At 59.2% G+C, this 22,889-nt stretch carries 12 protein-coding genes; 10 read left to right on the forward strand and 2 right to left on the reverse strand.

Annotated elements, in window-relative coordinates:
* Positions 1-151: 151 nt before the first annotated feature.
* Positions 152-1,195, reverse strand: a complete 1,044-nt coding sequence (locus tag ACYQ2I_RS08440; protein ID WP_460166571.1) for a DUF1559 domain-containing protein — start codon at positions 1,193-1,195, stop codon at positions 152-154.
* 404 nt (positions 1,196-1,599) lie between these two features.
* Here ACYQ2I_RS08440 and ACYQ2I_RS08445 point away from each other — a divergent pair, with 404 nt between their 5' ends.
* From ACYQ2I_RS08445 to ACYQ2I_RS08485, 9 genes are all read left to right on the forward strand, one after another.
* A complete protein-coding gene (locus ACYQ2I_RS08445; protein WP_460166572.1) occupies positions 1,600-3,099 on the forward strand; it encodes an ATP-binding protein in 1,500 nt (499 codons plus the stop codon).
* Between the two features lies 1 nt (position 3,100).
* Positions 3,101-4,570 (forward strand): sigma-54-dependent transcriptional regulator, encoded by a 1,470-nt coding sequence (locus ACYQ2I_RS08450; protein WP_460166573.1) that lies wholly within the window; start codon positions 3,101-3,103, stop codon positions 4,568-4,570.
* A gap of 118 nt (positions 4,571-4,688) precedes the next feature.
* A complete protein-coding gene (locus ACYQ2I_RS08455; RefSeq protein ID WP_460166574.1) occupies positions 4,689-7,181 on the forward strand; it encodes a DUF5060 domain-containing protein in 2,493 nt (830 codons plus the stop codon).
* A 134-nt stretch (positions 7,182-7,315) separates the two neighbouring features.
* Positions 7,316-11,470 carry an FHA domain-containing protein gene (locus tag ACYQ2I_RS08460; RefSeq protein WP_460166575.1) on the forward strand — a complete coding sequence of 1,385 codons (4,155 nt, stop codon included), beginning with the start codon at positions 7,316-7,318 and terminating at the stop codon, positions 11,468-11,470.
* Between the two features lie 172 nt (positions 11,471-11,642).
* Complete coding sequence (locus ACYQ2I_RS08465) at positions 11,643-12,188, forward strand: manganese efflux pump MntP (RefSeq protein WP_460168405.1); 546 nt, start codon at positions 11,643-11,645, stop codon at positions 12,186-12,188.
* 253 nt (positions 12,189-12,441) lie between these two features.
* Complete coding sequence (locus ACYQ2I_RS08470) at positions 12,442-13,023, forward strand: hypothetical protein (RefSeq protein ID WP_460166576.1); 582 nt, start codon at positions 12,442-12,444, stop codon at positions 13,021-13,023.
* Between the two features lie 88 nt (positions 13,024-13,111).
* The gene (locus ACYQ2I_RS08475) at positions 13,112-14,719 is read left to right on the forward strand and encodes a serine/threonine-protein kinase (RefSeq protein WP_460166577.1); all 1,608 of its coding nucleotides are present in this window, start codon (positions 13,112-13,114) and stop codon (positions 14,717-14,719) included.
* A 202-nt stretch (positions 14,720-14,921) separates the two neighbouring features.
* A complete protein-coding gene (locus ACYQ2I_RS08480; protein WP_460166578.1) occupies positions 14,922-16,337 on the forward strand; it encodes a glycoside hydrolase family 140 protein in 1,416 nt (471 codons plus the stop codon).
* A 24-nt stretch (positions 16,338-16,361) separates the two neighbouring features.
* Positions 16,362-17,996 (forward strand): DUF5060 domain-containing protein, encoded by a 1,635-nt coding sequence (locus ACYQ2I_RS08485; protein ID WP_460166579.1) that lies wholly within the window; start codon positions 16,362-16,364, stop codon positions 17,994-17,996.
* 50 nt (positions 17,997-18,046) lie between these two features.
* On the opposite strand, the gene ACYQ2I_RS08490 is transcribed toward ACYQ2I_RS08485, so the two are convergent.
* Positions 18,047-20,191: a right-handed parallel beta-helix repeat-containing protein gene (locus ACYQ2I_RS08490; protein WP_460166580.1), complete on the reverse strand. Its 2,145-nt coding sequence runs from the start codon at positions 20,189-20,191 to the stop codon at positions 18,047-18,049.
* A 199-nt stretch (positions 20,192-20,390) separates the two neighbouring features.
* On the opposite strand from ACYQ2I_RS08490, the gene ACYQ2I_RS08495 reads away from it, so the two are divergent.
* Positions 20,391-22,868, forward strand: coding sequence for a hypothetical protein (locus tag ACYQ2I_RS08495; RefSeq protein ID WP_460166581.1), 2,478 nt, complete (start codon positions 20,391-20,393; stop codon positions 22,866-22,868).
* Positions 22,869-22,889 lie beyond the last annotated feature (21 nt).

The following is a 22,889-nucleotide window of genomic DNA, read 5'->3' on the forward strand; positions in this document are numbered from 1 at the left end:
GATTCTAAGCCCCCCGCGTGTTCCCGAAAAGGCGACGGCGCAAAAAGACGGCGGCCCCGGAGGTTAAATCGCGGCAAAAAGGGGCCGCCGGTCGAGCGGTTTGCACTTTACGTTGAGCGATGTCTCGCCGTGTGCCGACCAATCCGGTGAATCATCGCGTGCGGTCTCCGCCCCGACGCGTCCCCATGGCTCGCCAGATTGCCAAGTCGATCGTTTCCTGGGTTTCGTGGACGGATCCATCCATGTAAAGGCTACAGACGACGCCGGGATGATAGCTGCGGGCGGTGACGGCGGCATAGGTGGGTTGCGTCGTGCTCTTGCCCTCTTGCATCGAGTTGTAGTCGACGTCGTACGTGTTGCCGTCGGTGTGCGTGTACAGGACCTTCGTGTTGGGGGTGAAAGTCGTCGTAATCCCGCTGTGATGCACACGGCCGTCGCACCATTCGGTGTGCCCCGTGTTGTTGTTGACGGACGGCCCGAGTTTGAATTGGGCGCCGGCAGCCAATGCGGCTACGTCGGCAGGCGATGCGGGAACGGTGGGACCGGGATCGGCCGTGTTGCGAAAATAAGGCGTGAACGCTTTTACTTCGGCGGCGGCTAGGGTATTGCTCAGACCGTCGACGAACGCCGCCGGCGAGAGACTGCTGTTTACATAGAATGCTCCGTCGCCCCCTTCACCGGTGGAAGGATTCCAAACCAGCCAGGTACCGAAATTGAAGCCGTAATTTTGAGGGTGAATGTACGGCGCTCCGTTTTTGGGGCGGACTCGATCTCCGTTGGGATCGCTGGGACAAATGTAGGTCGAGATCCCCATGGTCGGGACGCCGGTCGCCAGTTGGGCATCCCAGGCGATGTCGAGTCGCACGTTGTTGTAGGCATTGCCTTGTTCCAGGTACGGCAAGAGACGACCGTGAATCGACCAAGAGCCGTTGTTACCGGTCAGAACCGTTTGTCGGCGGATACAGAAGCTCGGCGGAAAGACGCGGTTGGCCGAAAGGTAATTGTGCAGTGCCAAGCCGATCTGACGGAGGTTGTTCTTGCATTGCGATCGCCTCGCCGCCTCGCGGGCAGCCTGGACGGCGGGGAGCAGGAGCGCAATCAAGATTCCGATGATGGCGATGACGACCAGCAATTCGACGAGCGTAAACCCCATTTGCGGGTTGTTCTTCGGCGCGGAGTCTCGGCGATACATCATGTGTCCTTTCGGCGATTTCCAAGCTGCAATAGCTGTTCTCTTCTCGACGTCCGGTCGGTGACGATTCCGAACGCGCGCGTCTTGGTGAGGCCATGAAGTAAAGCAATCGGCGTGCCGTTCGATTGATAGGCCGGAAATTCCGGGCAATGCACCGTTGAAAAAGCGGCTTGCTGTAACAGATGGGATTGTAGATTCGAGGAACGAATTCAGAATCAACAGCCTTCCGGTGTCGGTTCAGCCGACAATGTGGTGTCGGAAACGACGCCATATACTGGAACCGTTCTCCGGATATCAGAAAGCGTTGCCCGGCGGGTTGACATGTCGAGTTTCCGTCAAGTACCGTGCAAAAAGTACGAACAAGCGGCTTTCGCTCCGGACTCTCGAATCGTTGAAATGTTTCTTGCATGCGTTGGTCCATCCGCCATCAACTCTTGTTGCCGATGTTGGGAATCACGATTATTCCCATGATCTTGCTGGTACTGGTGTGCGGATTCCTCGCGACTCGAGAATTGCAACAGCAGGATGCCTTGCAGGTCGGCCGTTTGGGCGAAACGTTGGCTTCGGCCGAATTTCCCCTCACCAAGCACGTGTTGCTGCAATTGAAGGGGTTGTCGGGCGCCGAATACGTTTTGGCCGACCGTCATGGAAACGTTATCGACGCTACCTTCGACGCCGAGCAGTTGCGGCACTTTCCTGATCGGTTCTTCTCGCACCCGGATCGATGGGCACAAGATGAATTCAATCGTGGAGTGTTGCTGGACGACGTCGATTTTCGCGTGCGGGCCATACCACGAACCCGGCGAGGCCGACGCGACGAGGTGCTTTGGGTGTTCTATCCTCAAGACCGAGCGCAGCCGTTGATGCGGGGGCTCGTCTGGGGATTGGTGTTTGCCGCTTTGCCGGCTGCCCTTCTGGCTGCCCTTGCTTCGGCTTGGTTGGCCGGACGCTTCCGCAAACGCATCGGTCGGTTGTCGTCGCAAACACGACAAATCGCCGAGGGCCGCTTGGTGCCCATTTCCGACCCGGTACAGAAAGATGAATTGGGGGATTTGGCCCGCTCGATCAACCAGATGACCGAGAAATTGGCCCAGTATCATCAAGCTTTACGCCGCGCGGAGCAATTGCGGGTAGTCGATCATCTGGCCGCGTCGTTGGCGCACCAATTGCGCAATGCCGTGACGGGGGCCTTGTTCGCAATCGAGATTCACGGTGATGAGTGTCCCGCCGGCTCGGCGGACGATGATTCGTTGGACGTGGCGCGGCGCCAGCTCGAATTGATGGAAAACTACTTACGGCGATTCCTGGAACTGGGCCGACACGGCGAACCACGACGATCGGTCGTCGACGCGAACAAGATTGTTGAAAAGGCGGTCGAGCTGTTGCGGCCTCGTTGCCGCCACGCGGGAATCGATTTGGAATTCGCTCGCGATCAGACACAGGATGGGGTGTTCTTGTGCTGTGATGAACAAGCCGTAGCGCAGGCCGTCGTCAACCTCGTTGTGAATGCCGTTGATGCCGTGGAGCAGCGGACGGAGTCGGCGGGAACGGGACGTGTGCGGGTAGCGGTGGAGCAACGTCTTCTCGACGGAGAAACCGCCGGGCGATTTGCCGTCTTTGCCGTCGAAGACAACGGTCCGGGCCCCAGTGAAAAAGTCAGAGGTGAACTGTTCGAACCGTTCGTCAGTGATAAACAAGACGGCACGGGATTGGGTCTGTGGGCCGCGGCGAACATTGCCGCGTCGCACGCTGGAAAAATCACTTGGCGACGTGAGAACGGCGTGACTCGGTTTGAATTGATTTTGCCGTGCAACGTTCGAGGAGAGGACGGTTTAACATCGGAATCGCCACCGAGTGGACACGACAACCGCGATCGCGGAACGGCGGAAGAGGGACGACACGACTGACATGAACACGCTTCCGAACGGCAGATCGAGTCGATTGCGACCGTACTGGCTCGTCGTAGACGACGAAGAGGCCATCTGCTGGGGATTTCGACGTCTGGGTAAACAGGTCGGGGCAGAGGTGGCGACGGTCGCCACTGCCGAAGAAGGGCTCGAAATTGCCGCAAAACGGCGCCCCGACGTCGTCGTGTTGGACGTTCGACTGCCCGGCATGAACGGACTCGACGCGCTGGAGATCTTTCAGCGCGAGTATCCCGATTTGCCCGTTATCGTGATCACCGCTTACGGCGACCTGGAAACTGCCGTCGAAGCGGTACGTCGCGGCGCCGTCGAGTATCTTACGAAGCCGTTCGACATCAAACAGGCTCGGCGCCTGATCGAACAGGTGAGCCGGGCTCCTACGGTAATGCAACCGGGTAAAAGGGATGCGGTAAACGACGGTGATGAGTACGTTATCGTCGGGAATTCGCCCGTCATGCAGGACGTATTCAAGAAAGTTGCCCTCGCGGCCGCAGGGACGGCATGTGTCCATCTGAAGGGAGAAACCGGCACCGGTAAGGAGTTGGTGGCGCACGCCATTCATCGTTTCAGCCGCCGAGCGAACGGCCCGTTCGTGCCCGTCAACATCGCCTCGCTGAGTCCTACCTTGGCCGAAAGTGAACTTTTCGGCCACGAACGAGGCGCCTTCACCGGGGCTGAAAATCGTCGTCGCGGTTTGTTGCAGCAGGCCGACGGCGGCACGTTGTTCATCGACGAAGTCGCCGAGATCCCGGAGGCGATCCAGGTTAAACTTCTGCGCAGTCTTGATTACGGCGAAGTGCTTCCCATCGGTGCGGAACGGCCTGTGCGGTGTGATTTTCGAATCATCTCGGCTACACACCGGGATCTGGCCGACTCGGTTCATCGCGGATTGTTTCGCCGAGATCTGTATTTTCGTCTCGTAACGTTCGAAATCGAATTGCCGCCTTTGCGTGACCGGCTGGATGACATCCCCTTGTTGGCCGAGCACTTCTTGGCCCGATTCGCCGGTCGTAACGGCAGCCCCGTACCGACGTTGGCACCGGAAACGGTGGCCGAAATGCGTCGCCGACCCTGGTGGGGGAACGTACGCGAGTTGCGCAACTGTTTGGAGGCGGCCGCGATGGTTGCACGTGGGGGCCGAATTCTTCCGGAACATTTGCCCCCGCCGTTTCCCCAATCACTGGTTGCCGGAACGGGAACCGGAGACGAGACCGACCTGGAAAACGAAATCGCCGAATTGCTCGCGCAGTGGACTCGCCGTCAACTTGCTGCCGACGGCGTGCTGGAGAATCTGTATCAGCGATTGCTCGATCTTGTCGAGCCGCCGGTGATGAGGACCGTGTTCAATGCCTGTGATCGCCGCTATGCCGCCGCCGCGCGTGTGCTGGGGCTGCATCGCACGACGCTCCGTAAGCGGCTTGCGCGAGACGAAGACGAACCGAATGATGCTTGATTGCCGGGCAGCGGCCGATTTCAATGGGGCACGGCGTCGTGCGTTCCAACATGTGTACGGCGCGTGTGGGCAGGCGATCTCGTTTTGCAATGTGTTCCGTCGCTTCAGGGGGAAAATCATGTGCTGCCGGACAAAAGCTTTGTTGGGGGCGGCAAGCCGCAAAGAGATTCTCTTGGCGGTCTTTGTCGCTGCCGTCGTCGGGGGCTGGACGGACGCTTCAGCGACGAATTCGGAGACGGTCGAACGTTGGGGATTGTACGAGGCGACGCTCGAGGGACCAAGCGACGGTAACCCGTACCTCGATGTTCGGTTCGAGGCCGAGTTTCGCTCGGGCGACACGCGTATCGTCGTTCCCGGATTCTACGATGGCGGGGGGCGATACAAGCTCCGCTTTTCGCCGCCTGCGGAAGGACGTTGGGAGTTTGCAACGTCAAGCAATGTTTCTGCGTTGAATGGTCGACACGGAGTACTGATTGCCACGGCGCCGGGGGTAGAAAATCATGGGCCCGTCGTGCCCTTCGCCACATATTATCTACGTTATGCCGACGGTACGCCGTACCATCAGTTCGGCACGACCTGTTACGCATGGGTACACCAGACGGAAGAACTCCAAGAACGGACGCTGAAGACGCTTGCCGCGTCGCCCTTCAATAAGATTCGCTTTTGTGTGTTTCCCAAGAGCTACGTGTACAACGAGAACGATCCCGAACGTTATCCCTTTGTGCAGCGTGCAGACGGATCGTTCGACTTCGATCGTCCCGATCCGGCGTTCTGGTCGCATTTCGAAAAACGAATCCTTGATTTGCAACAGCTTGGAATCCAGGCCGACATCATCCTCTGGCATCCTTACGATCGTTGGGGGTTTTCGCGGATGAGCGACGAACAAGACGATCGCTACTTGCGATATTGCATCGCCCGCCTTGCCGCTTTTCGCAACGTGTGGTGGTCGCTGGCCAACGAATACGATTTCATGACCGAGCAGCCCGACCGAAAGGGACCGAAGCAATTCGAGGACTGGGACCGATTTTTCCAAATCCTGCAGCATGAAGACCCTTATGGGCGCATGCGCGGTATTCACAACGGACGCGTTTGGTACGATCACACCAAGCCCTGGGTGACCCACGCCAGTTTGCAGAGTTCCGACATGCGCGGCGGGATTCGATATCGGCAGCGGTACCGCAAGCCGGTCATTTACGACGAATGCCGGTACGAGGGAAACGTGCCGCAGGGATGGGGAAATCTCACGCCGCAGGAAATGACGCAACGCTTCTGGCTGGGAACATTGTCGGGCTGCTATGTCGGACACGGTGAGACGTATCTGGATCCGCAAGACATTCTTTGGTGGTCCAAGGGCGGCGTGTTGCACGGTAAGAGTCCCGCCCGCATCGCGTGGTTGAAACGCTTCATGGCCGACGAAGCGCCGCCGTTCCACGAAATGGAACCGCTTGGAGACGATGAGGGGCGGTTCATCTTGGGAAAACCCGGTGAGTTCTACTTGGTTTACTGTTTTGCCGGTCAATCGATCGATTTCGAGTTGCCCGGAAGCAGGCCGTATAAACGAGACGTCATCGATCCGTGGAACATGACGCGCCTGCCCGAAGGGACGTCGATGCCCGGCCCCGTGCATCTCACCGCGTCGACGACCGATCTTGTGTACTGCTTCGAAAAATACGCGTCCGGAGAACGCTTGCGACCGGCGGTCCGACCGAGCGCCTCGACGACCGAAGGGCTCGCGCCGCTCGTCGTGCACTTTGCTTGCGATACGCCGGGGACCCAACATTGGGACTTTGGCGACGGTAACGTGACCGACCGCAAGGATCCCTCGTACACGTTTGCACGTCCCGGTGTATATGAGGTCGTCGTGACGGTGACGCAGGACGACGGTACGCAGGCGTCGGGAAGGCTCACCATTGCCGTCGATGCAGCCGAGCTGCTGCCGTTGGTCGTCGCGGGCAAAGCGGAAGGGGAAATGCCCTCGTTGCTCGTTCAGTCGCCGGTTTCACGTGGGCCGAACGGCGAATTCGTATTCCCGACCGAGAAACCGTTCGGCTGGGTCGACTCGGGGAATGAACGTTTCCCGGAATTGGGCGGTTTGCGGTCTTTCACGATCGCCGGATGGCTCAAAACCGAAAGCTTCACTGTGGGAAGCGGCGGCAACCGGATCGTTTTCTGGCTGAACCATGATCATGCCGGAGTCGATCTCGTGTATTTGGCGGACGGACGGTTGCGATTGGCAGTGAACGAGTGGCCCGATCGCGTTCAAAACGACAGTGCGCCGGGAAAACTTGTTCGCGGTCGATGGATCTTCTTTGCCGTCACATATGACGCTGGGAAGGATGCAGACAACGTGGCCTGGTACTTCAGCGATCCCGTCGACTCGCCGGATGTTCCGGTCGAAGTGCACTTGGATCGACGGACGAGTTATCCGCGGGGACCGGTAGGAACCGACATCGGCCCTTTGGCGATCGGCAATTTCAATCGCACCCTGCGGGGGGCCGGTTTGGATCGACAGTTTCGCGGCGCAATCGCCCGGCTGGTTGTTTTTGGAAGCCGAATTTCCGGCCGAGGAGCCCTGGATGCAGAAGCCGTGCAACGCCTCACTCGACGGTAGCCCCTCACGTGGGGGCCTTTAGAGATTTCCTAAATTACTCTGTTTGTGCGAAGTCCCCTTCCATGAGGGGATTCTGAGATACAATAGAGTTGGTGGAATGTTGATTTAGGAAATCATCGGTTGAGTCGGACGGCATGGCGAACGCACCGCTTTCGTTGTGGGACTGGCAGCCGGTCGAGGTGTGTCTCGACGGCCTTGGCGGTGTGCGCCGTATTTCCCTCGAGCGGCCTTTTGCCGTGGTGGGGAGTCTCGAGAAGGTCGATATCCGGCTCTCTCACCCCGAAATAGAGCGACGTGCCCTGTTGATTCTGGCCGTGGAGGACCAAGTATGGGCCGTTCCGTTGACCAACGGCGACAATCGTGGTCACGCTTCGCTCATCCAAGCCGAAAACGAAGCATGGCGATTGGGGCCGTACCGAATCTGGTGTGAGCCTGCCGCCGGTGCGTCGTGGAGCTCGCCGAGCGGTTCACAACGGCCTGAATTGCCCTTGGACGCACGAGGGACGCTGGATTCTGGCGATCGCCTCGGAATCGAGGTCTTGGCGGGCAAACGGGTTCTCGGGCGGTATCAACTGGTGCGGCGGTTGACGTTGATCGGCCGCCATGCCCCCTGCCCCATCGTCTTGACGCACCGCTCGGTCTCGGGCGTGCATGCTGCCGTCTTCCACCATGCCGGCCGCACGTGGCTGCTCGACTTGCATAGCGTCAATGGGGTGTGGCGGGGAAAGGATCGTCACGACGCACTGGTTTGGGAGGCGAATGAGGGCATTCGGCTGGGCAAGGTAGGACTGCGCTTGGTCGTCTCTGAGACGGCCCGACGACAAGTCGACGACAGCGGAGACGATCTGTTCGATTTGTCCCCGATCGACCCGAACGACGATGCCTCGAATCTGTCCGGCCTATACGGCGACCTGGGAGATGTGACGGTGTCGCCGGTTTCGATTTCGGATGGTGCGGACATCGCCGATGCGGCATCGGAGTCCCCTGCCCCGCCCTCTTCTGACGACGATTGTCGCGAAGGAACGGCAACGGCGGCGCCGCAGGAAGACGCAGCCGCCCAATCGCTTCGACGAGAACGGCAAGAGCTGGAGACCCTACGACGGGAATGCGAGGCGCGAAAACGGGCGATCGAGGCACGTGAGCAGGCAATCATCCAGCGGGAGCGGGAACTGGAGCAACGCGAAGCCGATTTGCTCATCCGTCAGGAGGAGCTGGATGCACTTGCCGCAACGGTGCAAGAACGCGAGGCGGCACTCGGTGAACGCGAAGCCGCTCTGCAAGCGGAGGAAGCTTTCCGTCAGGAGTTGACTGCCCGGTGTGAAGAGCGGGAAGCCGCAATCGACGCGTATCGCCGGCAAGTGGAAGAACTGACCTCGCGTCTCGAAATGCAAGAACGCGACGTCGAAGAACATTTGCGGCAAGAGAAAACGCGGCTTCGAACGTTTGAGCAATCTCTCCGGGATCGTGAGGCCGCGCTCGATCGACGTGAAGAGGAACTCGAACAGCAGCTCGCCGAATGGGAAAAGGGGCGCCATGAATGGGAAACCGAACGGAATCGGGAACAGGCGTCGTTGAGAAAAGAGCAGGAGACCGTCGAACAGGCAAGGAAAGATCTCGAGCGGGAACGTTGCACGCTCGAGGAGCGGCAATCCCATTTGAAAGAACTCGAGCAGACGCTGCGCCGTGCCGAGGAAGACTGGGAACGACGGCGCGACGATTTGGAGCGGCTTCGAAAACAGCTCGACCTGCGAGAACGACAGATCGAGGAACGTGAAGCCGAGTTCGCTTCTCGACGGGATGGTTGGGAAAAGCAGGTGGCCGAACGACAGGCTGCCATCGAGCGTTGGCACGACGAGCTTGAACAACGACGTGCAGCACTGGTCGAACAGGAAGAGCAATTTTCGCGCGACCGATCCCAATGGGAAGAACAACGCGACCGGCGGCAGAAGGAGCTGGCCGATCTCGAAGAACAGCTTCACAAGCGGCAGGCGGAGCTCGATTCCCGGTTTGCCGACTACGAGCGACAGATACGCGAATTGGAAGAGAGGAAACGCGGCCTGCAAGAGCAAGCGAGTGCTCTCGCGGCTCGCGAGGCGGATCTCGACAAGCTGTGGGAAGAACTCAAAACACGAGAAGCAAGTTGGCGAGAGCGAATCGCCGAACTGGAGCGCGACCGGCAAGAACTTGCTTCGCAACGGGAGGAAATCGACGCCGCGAGAGAATCTCTCGCAGCCGAAGCCGAGGCATTGCGGGAACGCGGTAAGACGCTCGCACGCAGAGAAAACGAGTTGGAAGAACGTGCCGGCTCGCTTGAGAAGGCAGAGGCTGACGTAAAACGCCGAGATGACGAGCTCAAGAAACGAATTGAGTCGTTGGAGGCCGAGACGCATTGTCTTCAAGAAATTGAGGCCGATTTGAACCGGCGCAAAGCCGATTTGGACGCACAGGAACAGGCTTTGAAACAGCGAGTCGAGGCGTTCGAGGCTCGTTGTCGCGAGTGGGAGAAGCAAGCGGCGCGGCGCGAAGAGGCGCTCCGCGACCGCGAACAATCCTCACGAAAACTCAACGCAACCGATCAGCCTGCGGCCGATTCCGGCGCTTCGCCGGGTGAAAGCGAGAAAGCGGTACCGGAGCGTCCGAAGTTTCGAAAGAAGGAAGTGGGGGATTCGCGACAGCAACCTTCGTCCGCGAACGGTAGCGAGGAACCGAGTGAACTTCCGGCGGCGGAACCTTTCGGTGGAGCTCGGCGAACGGCTCAGACCGGCGAGGTTGCAAGTCGTGTTCTGCCCGCGGGTGAAGCTCCGATGGTGGCCGTCGGACGTGTGCCGCGTTTTCGCCGACAAAGCGGCAAACGATATTTCGCAGCGGCCGGGTTGATCGTCGCGTATATCGGGATTGCCGGCGGAGTGTATGCCCTGCGTGACCGGATCGTTCCGCCGGAATACGAAACGACCGCCCGAATCGAGTTTCCGGCCGATAGTCTCTTGACCGCCGTTCGCGACGGCTACAATCCGATTGCACCGGAGTCGGAACCTTCGGGCGCAAAAGTGTTGCCGAATCAAAGCACGCTCTTGATGCGTGCGCTCCGGCATGATGCGTATTTCAAGGCGAACATGTCCGAGGATGCCCAAGACCGACTGAGTTTTCTGGCCGACCGGCTCGAAGTCTACGCAGTCGAGAGACTTCCGTTCGTTCGCTTGGGTCTGAAAGGGAATGAACCGAACGGGGCAGAAGTCGTCTTGCGGACAATCGGCGAAGAGTATGGAAAAATCCTGCGCGGGGTCGGTTCGCTGCGCGCAGAGGCGTATCTGCAAAAGATCCGCACGGATCTGGAAGATCGTGAGATGCGACTCGAGGAGATCGATCGAAAACTTGCCGATATCGAGAAAAGGCTCGGAACACGCAACCCTTATCAGCTCGAGATTCAACAACAATTTGCGCAGCAGCAAATTGCGGCGTTGCGAAAAGAAAAGAACGATTTGCAGATCGAACGAACGACGAAGGATGCCCGTCGTCGCGAGTTGTCGCGGCTCTTAGAAGACGATACGTCTGTCGATGCCGAGCGTGTACGGCATGAATTGGAAAAGAATGCGGAAACGCTCAAATTACTGGCGACCGAAGACGTTTTGGTACGCCGTTTGGCCGAATTGCAAGCGGTCGATCATGCAGCCGAAAACGGCTCTGAAACACAAAGCGAGGCCGGGGCCGAAGGGGGGGCGAGCGAGGATGCCGAAGCCGATGGTGCAGCCGCCGTCCGATTGGTTCGGAATCAATTGACGGCGGTGCGCAAGCAGCTCGATCCGCTGCGCCGGGAAGCCGAACAACGGGTGTTGACAGAAATGCGGGAAGAGGCCGAAATCGAACTGAAAGTTCTCGACGGCGAGATCGGCCGCATCGATGAGCGGATCGGGGAGATCGATGCCGAAACCGAGCGTTTGCAAGACGAATCGGTGGAGGCGAGTCGGGCCGCGGTCGAGATTCGCAATTTGGTCGAAGCCCGCCGTCCTCTGGAAGACGAGATCGAAACGCTGCGTGCGCAATTGGATACCGCGCAGGCATTGCATCGGAAACTTGCCGACGAGAAGCTTCCCTCGGTCACGATTCAAAGCCGCCCGCTGCGGGTTTGGTATCGGTGGGGCGTTTTGGGCGGCATCGTCATGCTGGGGTGGTCGCTTGTCGGGTTGATCGCGTGGCGAATCTATCGCCGGCAATTGCGACGTCTCGCGGCTCCTCTCTTCGTCGAAGAAGATTGGCACCGTCGTGCTGCGCGGCTACGGGTATCGCATTGATGCCCACTCCGCCGATCGATTTCCCGTTGCCGAAAAGGTTGTCTCGTCGCGGGGGCCGGAATCCGGTAGCATGGAAGGACCGTGTCGGGAGAGCAACGTCTCCAATCGGCCTTCGAAGAATACTCACACGATTGTTTGCATAACGGGATAGCGACGAGTGGACCTGTTGACGGTGCTAGCATTGGCAGTCGCACTGGCGATGGATGCCTTGGCGGTTTCGGTGGCCGTCGGCCTGCGTCTGGGGGAAATCACCTCGCGGCACGTATTCCGCATCGCGTTCCATTTCGGTTTGTTCCAGGCGTTGATGCCGATCATCGGATGGTCGGTCGGGAGCAGCATGGCGAGCCGGTTGGAAGCCGTCGATCACTGGATCGCGTTCGCCTTGTTGGTTGGAATCGGCGGCAAGATGTTCTGGGAATCGCGTTCGGATGACGAGCCCGAGGATACTGCGGATCCCACGCGGGGATGGTCGTTGGTCGTGTTGTCGATTGCCACCAGTATCGATGCCTTGGCCGTCGGGTTCACGTTGGCGTTGTTGAATGAATCGGTGTGGGTTCCGGCGGTCGTGATCGGCTTGGTGGCCGCCGGGTTGAGCTGGGCCGGAATCGGATTCGGCGCACGTATTGGAAGACGCTGGTCCCGTGTCGCCGACCTGGCCGGCGGGACGATCTTGATCCTGATCGGAACGAGGATCTTACTGTCGCACCTTGCCGCTTGAGACCGGGAGTATCTCCGGTTACCAAGTTGCGGTTTGCAAGGGGGAGCCCGGCTGCCAAACACAGCTCGCAGGCGAGAAAGGCGATAAGATATACTATCGTGAAGTTGGATGCGGCAAGCTCGAAACCGTGATGCGTCGCTTTGCCGCGTGACGGAAAAGGAAGAGTGCGACGGAGCGGCACGCGCCGACGGATGCATCGCTCGACAGGACGGCGCGCCGACACCGGTGCCGAATGCGATGGTGGCACGAGACGATGGACGCTGGGTTTGACCCGTATCATCGATGGTTGGGAATCCCGCCGGACGAGCAGCCGCCCAATTACTATCGGTTGTTGGGAATCGGGCTGTTCGAGTCGGACGTCGACGTGATCAACAACGCGGCGGAACGCCAGATGGTCCATTTGCGGCGATTTCAGACAGGACCGCATGCCGCATTATGTCAACGATTGTTGAACGAGGTGGCTGCGGCACGTATCTGCTTGACTGATCCGAAGCGAAAGTCGGCGTACGACGAACAACTGAAGCACGAGATGACGGCAGTGGTGTGCCCGGCAGGCGAGTTGCCCGTCGGCGTGTTGCGTCCGCCGCCTGTGGCGAGCCCCGTTCCTCCGCCCGTCGCTCCGGATAGCGAAATGGAGGACGATGTCGAGGCCGTTCCGACCGTGCCGTCGCCTCCCTTGTCCGCCGGCCGGGTGCCGCGGCCGTTGGCCCGGCGCCGTCGGGACATATGGCGATCGCCGGCGGTTTCGATCATCCTGTTGATGTTGGTCGTCTTTCTCGGCATTGTCGTGTGGTTGGTGCTCAGCGGAGAGATAGCCGGAGTCGTCGGATCGTGAGTTTCCGGTAAGACGGTCGAGTACGTATTGCCGTGGGCCGGGGACGCGATCGTACGAAACGCCGTGTCGATTTCAAGAGGATACTCAAATGGCGGAAGGAGATCGTCCGAGCCGAAAAGCCAAGGCCGAGTTGGCCGGCCGCAAGATCGGGGATTTCCACCTCCTGCGGTCGCTGGGAGCCGGGGCCATGGCCGAGGTCTACCTGGCCGAGCAAGAGTCGCTGCAACGTCAGGTGGCGCTGAAGGTCTTACGGCCGGAGCTGGCTTCCGACGAAACATACGTCCGCCGTTTTCATCGCGAGGCACAAGCCGCTGCGCGACTTGTGCATGCAAACATCGTACAAATCTACGAGGTCGGGAGTTTCGACAACACGTACTACATTGCGGAAGAGTACGTGCCCGGGATGAATCTGCGGCAATGGTTGCAGCGCAACGGCCCGCCGAACGCGAAAACGGCGTTGATCATCATGCGGCAAGTGGCCGCGGCGTTGGTGAAGGCGTCGGAAGAGGGAATCGTCCATCGCGACGTGAAGCCGGAGAACATCCTGCTGAATCACACGCTTGCGGTGAAAGTGGCCGATTTCGGATTGGCACGTGTTCGGCCCAGCGGCGAAGGCGTCGAGTTGACCCGCGTCGGGATGACGATGGGAACGCCGCTTTACATGAGTCCCGAGCAGGTCGAAGGCAAACCGCTCGATTCCCGCAGTGATATCTACTCCTTCGGCGTTACGTGTTATCACTTGCTCGCAGGGGAACCGCCGTTCTCGGGGGAAACGCCGCTGGCGGTGGCCGTCCAGCACTTGAAAAAGCGGCCTGAGCCGCTTGAATCACTGCGGCCCGATTTGCCTGCGGGTTTGTGCCGCGTCGTTCATCGGATGCTCGAGAAAGATCCTGCTCACCGGTTTCCTTCGGCGGTCGACTTGCTGCGCGAGTTGCGACGGATCTACCTGGAAGAGTTCGGCGACGATTGGCCCGAGTCGCTGCCCGACGTCGAGACTACCGAATTGACGACGGCCGCGCGAACCCAGGCAGTGGAACAGCTTGGACGTTTGATGAAGGCGTCACGAGCATCGCGCAAAAAGGTTATCGTTGCCGTGTCGATCGGGCTTGCAGCGGCGGTTTCTTTTTCGATCGGAATCGCCGTCGCTTATTGGGGACATACTGAACCACCGCTTCTTGCTTCGGCCGACGCACCACGGTTGGCGGTTCAGCGATTCGATACCAGTGTCCGGCAGATTCTCCATGCCCGTGTCGTGGGAACAGAAGAGGCGTGGAAGGCCGTCATCGAGTACTTCCCCGATCAGACGGACGACGTGGCCTTGGCGAAGTCGCAGTTGGTGTTGATCTATTTGGGGCAGGATCGTTTGGAAGAAGCGCTCAAGTTGTGCGATGAGTTGGCCGCGGAATCGGATGCCGAGTCGGAGATGCGCGCGTTCGGGTTGGCCGGCCGTTGCGGGATCTTGACGTTGCAAGGCCGCTACCAGGAATCGGCTGAAACGCTCAACGAGCTGTGGCCGATCCGGTCGTATTTGCGCAATCCGTTCATGGCTCAACTCTTGGCCTATGCCGTGACGACCAATCGGGAACGGCTGGGGCCGGTTTCCGCTCGCGGCTGGAACGATTGGTTGGAAGAACAAAACGTCAAGGTACAAGACTCGGGGGCGATTCCGTCGTCCGCCGTGCTGGACAATCCTTGAACGTCGACGTTTGCGGTGAACGAACGCTATTCGGTGAGCCTCTTGTCTGGCCGGGAGTATTGTCGATTGTCGACAACACAACTTTCTTCCGGCTCGCTTGTCTTGTCGTTTTCCGGGAATTACGTTTGCTTCTGCGCGACGTTGAGGCTCATTTGAACGACCGGATATGTCGTCGCCGTTCGCAGATACGAGGAGGCGCCCTATGCGCATGCGGCAGGTTTGCTTCATCGAAGTGTGGTTGGTGCTCTTGTTGGGGGCATCGCTTGCCGGTAGTCGATGTTGCGGCGACGAAACGGTATGGCGGCTACAGGTGGCACTGAACGGGCGATTCTTGCAAACGGCCGACGGCAAGCCGTTTTTCTACTTGGGCGATACGGCTTGGGAACTGTTTCACCGCACGACCCGTGACGAGGCGGAACTGTATCTGCGGGACCGGGCGGCGAAGGGCTTTACCGTTATTCAAGCGGTTGCGCTGGCTGAGTTGGACGGGCTCCACACACCAAACGCCTACGGCTATGTTCCGCTGGTGGACGACGATCCGACGCATCCTCGCATCGGCCCCGGGGAAAACGATGATTATTGGGATCACGTCGATTTCGTCGTCGACAAGGCAGCGGAACTCGGGATGTTCATCGGCATGTTGCCCACCTGGGGCGACAAGTGGAACCAGAAATGGGGCGTCGGACCGGTCGTCTTCACGCCGGAAAATGCCGAGAAGTATGGTGAATTTCTGGGGCGCCGCTATCGCGACAAGCCGATCATTTGGATCTTGGGCGGTGATCGAAATCCGGAGAACGAAAGGCACTTGGCTATCGTGCGGGCGCTGGCTCGCGGCCTGGAACGCGGTGACGGTGGAAGCCACTTGATGACCTACCATCCCCAAGGCGGCGCGAATTCGGCCGACTGGTTTCACGGCGATGCGTGGCTCGATTTCAACATGTTCCAGTCGGGGCACGGCAGACGCTTCAATCCGAACTACCGAGAAACGCTTGAAACGTATCGGAGACGGCCCGTCAAACCGGTGCTCGACGGCGAACCGCGTTACGAAGATCACCCTGTGGCCTGGAAGCCCGACGGCGAATGGTTCGATGCGTGGGACGTGCGGCAGGCGGCGTACTGGTCAATGCTCAGCGGCGCGTGCGGCCACACGTACGGCAATCACAACATTTGGCAGATGTGGCAGCCCGGCCGGAAGCCGATTTCATGGGCACGCACGCCGTGGAAAGAAGCTTTGCACCATCCCGGCAGTACACAGATGGGCTACATGAAGACGCTTTTCTTGCGCAGGCCGTTTTGGCATTTGGTGCCCGACGAATCCTTGCTTGTCGATCCATTGGAGGGAGCCGACCATCGCCGAGCGGCAATCGCCGATGATTGTACATACGCCGTCATCTACTTGCCGACCGGCGGTTCGGTAACAGTGCGCGGCCATTGTTTGCGGGGTGATGAGGGAGTCGCCTGGTGGTTCAATCCACGGACCGGAGCGGCCGAGAGAATCGGACGCTTCCCCGGCACGGATCGGTACACCTTTACGTCGCCGTCGCAGGGGGAGGACAACGATTGGGTACTGGTACTCGACGCTTCCGACGCACACTTGTCCCCCCTCGACGACCGCTGATGGTTCTACGAGAAAGGAACGTTCATGATCGATCGTATGACAGTTTCCGGAATGGGGCTCGCGATCGCCTGGATGGTGTGGCTGGTCGGCGTTTCCGATCGGGCGTTCGGTGGGCCTTCCGGTACGCGCGAAACATTGCAATTTCACGTGGTCGAACTGGCGTTCGAAGGACCGACATGCGGGCCGAAGGATGCCGCGGCGCGGGATATCGAATTGTCGGTCGTGTTTCGCCACGCGACCTCAGGACGCGAGATTCGCGTATGGGGCTTTTGGGACGGAGATGGTCGTGGGGGTGAAACCGGCAATGTGTTCAAAGTGAGGTTTTGTCCCCACGAACCCGGCCTTTGGCGCGTTGTCGAAACGTCGTCGAACCGTGCCGAGTTGCGAGGACAACGGGTTGGTGCTGAGATTTTGTGTCGGCCGAGCGACCATCCGGGGTTTTGGATCGCGGACGGCGGCTGGTACCGCCGGAGCAGCGGGGCGGCGATGTACATCGTCGGCAATACGCACTACACGTTTTTGAGCAGACGAACAGCCGGCGGCGAGTTGGATGCGGCGATCGCCGACGACATACGCGGCAATGCCGAGTACTTCAAGAAGCTGCGTTTTTCGTTGGTCGGCGGAAGATATGTTCATCCCGATGACAAGCCGTTTTTCGATGCCGAGGGCCGACCGAGTGACGACGGTCGGAATTCTCTGCGACCGAATCCGCGTTGGTTTCACGAGCGCGTCGATGCGGCCGTTCGTGCGGGATTCGATAGCGATCTGATTTGCGACTTGATCTTGTGCGGGCCGGATACCGTCGAAGCGCGGTCGACGTTGCAAGGCGATGCGGAATCCTGGTTGCGTTACGTGGCGGCTCGCTACGGCAGTTATCCGAATGTGTGGTTTTGTTTGTGCAATGAGTGGGACATCAAGAATCCCCATTACAAGGCCGAAGACGTTCGCCGGTTCGGCGCGATCTTGCGCCGATATTTGCCGTACGGCAATCCCGTTTCGATTCACGGGGCGCCGGGGCCGTGGAAAAGGGAACTCGAAGGCGACTGGCACGATCACCGCATTATCCAATGGAAGCTCAAAACCATCGCCCGAGCGGCGGACGCAGCCGCCGAGAGCCGCTTGCGGTCGCCGGAAAAACCGCTGGTGAACGACGAGAACGCTTACGAAGGCAACGGCGACCGCTTCACGGAAGCGGACGTGATCGAAGGTTGTTTCGGCACCTTCCTCGGGGGCGGCTATCCGACCACCGGCGAGAAGTACGGCCGGAAACTGGGGCAATATTTTTGGGGCGGTTTCGACGCTTCGGCGCACAAGGCGGCAGATAATTTGCGCTACCTGCGCCGATACATCGATGAGCACATTGCCTTTGAGACGATGCGCCCCCTGCCCTTGTCCGAAACGCCTTTCGTCGATGTGCCCGAGACGTTCCGTGTGCTGGGATGTATCGGACGAGAATACGTACTGGGAAGCGACACGGAGAGCAAGTTGACCATCCGCTTGCCGAAGGGACGATGGAAGGTCGTCCAGGTCGATCTGATCGCGATGACGACCAAACTCTTGTACGAGCACGTCGAGGGGACGATTACAATTCGAACCCCTCAATCCCGCGCGGGACTGCTCCACGTTCGACGCCTTGACGATACGAACGGCACACCCTAGCTGCATGCCGCAACTTCGGGTGCAGCGCGCGTCCGGACTTTGCAGGGTACTCAGCGAGACGGTGTGCGCGGCCCGGGGGTTGTTCGCGGTCCGATCGTGGTCGTGTCGATGGGACGAAAGCCCAAGTCGAACGCCGGGGAATCTGCGGCCAGCGTGAAGTCGCCGTTTTCCGGATCGCGGAATTTCGGATCGGCGTACAACGAGTGTTCGTCTTTGCCGCGTGCTTGCCATTGGGCGAAATTACCGCCGGCGAAATCGACCTCTTGAAGCGACTGCGTCGGGTTGAAGTAGAGGTTGTAATCGAATACGAACGTCGTATCGACCGTTCGTTCACCTTCTGCATTCTTCGGATGGAAGTGGAATGTGTAGGGCTCGTCCGACCAGTTTTTCGACAGCAGTTTGCCTTCTCGCCAGTACACGATGTTGTTTTCGAAGAAAACACTGATGTGCGGTTCGACCCGGCCGCGACTGATCTGTTCGAGTTTGCCGAGAGCAAAGACGTTGTTGCAGACGGTTACCTCTTTCGCATAGTGAATGTTGTAAGTTGCGAATTTCGTGTTGTAGACGATGTTGTTCTCAATGAGGATGTGAGTGGAGCCCTCGTCGTTGTAGATTCCCCAGCCGCCGTATTGATTGGCGTCTACGTCGTGGATCAGGTTGTTGCGGATGACTGTGCCGGGCGACACGCCGAGCGTATACACCGCTCCCATGTCGGAAAGTAGCCCCTGGCCGATGTGGTGTATATGGTTGAACTCGATTCGGTTGTCGCGACTGATGCTCCGTTGGTAGCCCCATTCCCAGCCGACGGAAACGCCCGTGTACCACCCGTGGTGAATATGATTGTGAGAGACGCGGTTACCGAAGGTGTGCATGAGCAGGATGCCGACCGCCGAAGGGTAGACTTCGCCGTAGTACTCGACCACATTGTCGGCGATTTCGTTGTTGCCGGTGCGGAGCAGCGGATGAGCGGTGTCGTCGCCACCGTTGATCCGAAAGGCTCCCGCCGCGCAATGCGCGATCCGGTTGGCTCGGAACGCATTGTCGCGGCATCCTTCGGCGATTTCGAAGGCGAACGTGCCCACGTTTTCGACCGTGCAATGCTCGAAGGTACATTGCTCGGCGCCTCTGAGATAAATCGCGGCCGGGACGCTGGCCGATCCTTGCTTGTCGTTGGAATTGCCGATCGGTAGTTCGAAATTCGCGTACGCGAACGCGATGTCGCGGAATTCCACGTTTCGCACGTAGTGCCGCGTCGACGGATTCCCCCGTAGTTCGACGAGTCGCGGTGCAATCGGGGCGATGACCGATGTGCGGTCGGGGTGTTCTCCCGGCAGCGGCTTGTATGTGAGTATTCCCGAGCGGCGGTCGAGATACCATTCGCCCGGTGCATCCAATTCTTCGCGGACGTTTTCGACGATGTAGCGGGCACCGTTGGAGGTGAAGTCGTCGGTGAAGACTTTTCCTGCCTTATGGCGAAACGTGACGATGTTCGTCGCCGAATCGATCGATTCGATCGGCAAGTGAGAGTCGGTCCAAAAATGATAGACGATGACCTCGACGTCGTTCAGGTTGTACCAATCGGGATCGAGGTCGCCGGGGGCAAATTCGAATCGCCGACAGTCGGTGTGATAATGAACCTCACGACCGCCGTCGGGGAAACCGGCCACGCGGAGAAAACCCTTGTTCGGTTTGCGGGCGCGAAGGCGGCGTGTGCCGCCGACGAAGAGTTCCCGAAAGTGCCACCTGCCTTCCCGCACTTCGGGAATTTCAGTCTGCCACAAACCGTCAGCAGTCAATCGCCAACCGGTGATCGGCTTGCCGCCGGAGATGACGACCGGGCCGTCGCCGGCAGCCCGAATCACCAAGGGCGCATTCGGTCTCCCGCTGTCTTCGGGAGTCAAAACGATGGGCTTTTCGATCGGATACGTTCCCGCATGGATCGCGATGGTGACGGGAACACTTGTGGCTTGGCCTTTGCGCAGTTCGCGGGCACGCCGCAAAGCCTCTTCAAGGGTGTGCACTGTCGGTTCGCCGGGGGCATCACTGTTCGTTGCGGCCACATGCACGGTGATTTCTGATGCGATCGCTTCCGAAAAATCGGTTGTTGAGGTGCAAAGGAACAGGCAGAAGCCGAGCGACGAAACGACGGTAAGGTGAGTGATCGACGGTAGATACGAAAGCGAGTTGCGTCGCATAGAAAGCTCCGGGAGAGAAAAAGGCAGGCGGAAGGAACCGGCGGGTGACAACGCGTAATTTTTCGCGTTCTTTTTGCGAAACGGCGTGTTGGTGCGATTATAATCTCCGAAACAGGTTCGGCCAACGCGCGTTTCCTCCCTTTGCCGACGGCTGTTGCACGATCGGCGAGGTAATACGAACACGGTGGGGAGGTTTTCCATGCCAGGACGACGCACTTGGAGCCATTGCAAACGTCGGATTGCGGTGGTCGGAATGTTCGCCGTGAGCTGGGCGATTGTTGGAGGGGCGGCATTGCTCGAAGCCCAACCGCCGCAGACGGAATACTTGTGTATCAGCGGAATCTATCCGCACTTGGCGGCGTTCAATCAGCCGGAAGACGTCAACGATCGTCCGCAACACGGCGAGGCGGGAACGGGTGCGATCGTACCCTGGGCGGGAAAGCTCTGGTTTCTCACGTATCCGCAGCACAAGACGACCGGGAGCAACGACAAACTGTACGCCGTCGACGAGCACATGAATATCGAAATCCGGCCGGAAAGCGTTGGTGGTACCCACGCCTGCCGCATGATTCACCGGGAATCGAACCAGTTGATCATCGGACCGTATTTCATCGACGCGCAAGGAAACGTACGCGCATGTGATCTGCAAAAATTGCGAGGGCGCATGACGGCCGTCATGCGGCATCTGACCGATCCGGCCCACAAAGTCTACTTCTACGACATGGAAGGTGCGTTGTACGAGGTCGACGTTTATTCTTTGGAAGTCGTTAAGCTCTTTGAAAAGCCGGTGCCCGGTTGGCATGGGAAAGGGGGATACACTGCCCAGGGCCGCGTCGTGATTGCAAACAACGGTGAACGGGGGAACGGGAATGCGGCTGCGTATCGGTACTTGAAAGTGGGGGGACCGCCCGAAGGAGAAGAGGCCGGCGTGTTGGCCGAGTGGGACGGTGAATCGTGGCGCATCGTCGAACGCAAACAGTTTACCGATGTGACCGGTCCTGGTGGAATCGAAGGCAATCCGGACGATCGGGCACAATTGTGGGCGATCGGATGGGACAAGCGTTCCGTTATCCTCAAGCTGCTGGACGGCGGCACTTGGTACACGTACCGGCTGCCGAAGTCGAGTTTGACCTACGATCCCGAGCACGGTTGGTATACCGAGTGGCCCCGCATTCGTGAGATCACCGACGGTCGCTGGATGCTGTGCATGCACGGCGGCCTGTTCGATTTCCCGCCGTCGTTTGCGGCCCACAATACGGCGGGCATTCGACCGATTTCGACGCAACTTCGGTACATCCCCGATTTTTGCGGCTGGCGAGGCAAAGTCGTTCTCGGCGCCGACGATGCCTCGATGATGAACAATCCGTTGTGCGGCCAGGCACAATCGAATCTTTGGTTCGGAACGTACGAGCAAATCGCTGCATTCGGACCGGATGCCGGTTGGGGAGGCATCTGGCGGGAAGACGCCGTCCAGGCCGGCGAGCCTTCGACGCCGTTTCTGGCGGCCGGTTATCGCGATCGAACGATCCATGTGACCGTTGATGCCGATGGGCCTGTTCGGTTTACGTTCGAAGTGGATCGCGCGGGCAATGGTGAATGGCAATCGTTGACGTCGTTGGAGGTGCGTCCCGGCGAGTATCGCACGATACAACTTCCCGGCGGCGACATCGGCGAGTGGATTCGTGTCGTTGCCGACCGAGACTGTCGCGCGACTGTCTTCTTCCACTATTGGTCCCCTACCCCGGCATGGTCGAAATCGGAGCCCGATTTGTTCACTGCCCTGGCCGAGGTGGATGCCGAAAAGGTCGTCGGCGGAATCGTGCGGCCGGCGTCGCATAATCGTGGACTGCAATGGCTGACAACGCCGAATGCGAGAACACCCGATGCGATCGTGTACCAGGAGGTGCGATTGGCGGAAGACGGTTCGCGTTTCGTCTTCGACGATCAGGTCGACGATCGGTCGGCTGAAGTGTTGCGGATCGGGCGGTTTCGACCCGAATTCGAGGTCGAGGCGGCGTCGGTGATCGTTAAGGATTCGCAAGGTCGACGCTTTCGCTTGCCGAAAGGGGATCCGGCGTTCGATACGTGGATTGGAAAATGCCGCGTCGTACGGGAGGTGGCTTCGGAGCGTTTCTTGGCGAATGTTCACGGCACGTTTTATGAAATTCCGCGGGCGAGAGACAACACGCCGGACTGGCGTTTAGCAAAACCCGTTTGTAGCCATCGCAAGGCAATCGTTGATTTTTGTTCGTGGCGCGGCTTACTGGTGCTCAGCGGTACGCAACCGAATGCACCTTGCGATGGGCACTATTTCGCCGATGATCAGGGACGTGGCCTCTGGTTCGGAGCGTTGGATGATCTGTGGCGATTGGGGAAGCCTCGTGGAACCGGAGGGCCTTGGTGCAAGACGCCGGTTGAGGCCGGAAAACCTTCGGATCCTTACATGATGACCAATTTCGAGCATACAGCGATCCGGTTGTCGCACGATGCCGAGGTTCCGGTTCGCTTTACGTTGCAGATTGATTTCGACCACGGGGGATTTCACGATTGGACGACGCTCGTCGTTCCGCCGCACGAAGTGCTCCAGTACGAGTTTCCCGCCGGATTTCACGCCCACTGGCTGAGAGTAACGGCAGACCGCGATTGTACGGCAACAGCACTGTGCGTCGATGAGTAGCGGTGGGCCGTTAGCGAGCAT

The sequence above is a fragment of the Thermostilla marina genome, from assembly GCF_054657455.1.

Excerpts from the sequence above, each read along its gene's own strand:
- ACYQ2I_RS08440 (WP_460166571.1), bottom strand. The coding sequence starts at position 1,195 with ATGATGTATCGCCGAGACTCCGCGCCGAAGAACAACCCGCAAATGGGG.
- ACYQ2I_RS08445 (WP_460166572.1), top strand. The coding sequence starts at position 1,600 with ATGCGTTGGTCCATCCGCCATCAACTCTTGTTGCCGATGTTGGGAATC.
- ACYQ2I_RS08450 (WP_460166573.1), top strand. The coding sequence starts at position 3,101 with ATGAACACGCTTCCGAACGGCAGATCGAGTCGATTGCGACCGTACTGG.
- ACYQ2I_RS08455 (WP_460166574.1), top strand. The coding sequence starts at position 4,689 with ATGTGCTGCCGGACAAAAGCTTTGTTGGGGGCGGCAAGCCGCAAAGAG.
- ACYQ2I_RS08460 (WP_460166575.1), top strand. The coding sequence starts at position 7,316 with ATGGCGAACGCACCGCTTTCGTTGTGGGACTGGCAGCCGGTCGAGGTG.
- ACYQ2I_RS08470 (WP_460166576.1), top strand. The coding sequence starts at position 12,442 with ATGGACGCTGGGTTTGACCCGTATCATCGATGGTTGGGAATCCCGCCG.
- ACYQ2I_RS08475 (WP_460166577.1), top strand. The coding sequence starts at position 13,112 with ATGGCGGAAGGAGATCGTCCGAGCCGAAAAGCCAAGGCCGAGTTGGCC.
- ACYQ2I_RS08480 (WP_460166578.1), top strand. The coding sequence starts at position 14,922 with ATGCGCATGCGGCAGGTTTGCTTCATCGAAGTGTGGTTGGTGCTCTTG.
- ACYQ2I_RS08485 (WP_460166579.1), top strand. The coding sequence starts at position 16,362 with ATGATCGATCGTATGACAGTTTCCGGAATGGGGCTCGCGATCGCCTGG.
- ACYQ2I_RS08490 (WP_460166580.1), bottom strand. The coding sequence starts at position 20,191 with ATGCGACGCAACTCGCTTTCGTATCTACCGTCGATCACTCACCTTACC.
- ACYQ2I_RS08495 (WP_460166581.1), top strand. The coding sequence starts at position 20,391 with ATGCCAGGACGACGCACTTGGAGCCATTGCAAACGTCGGATTGCGGTG.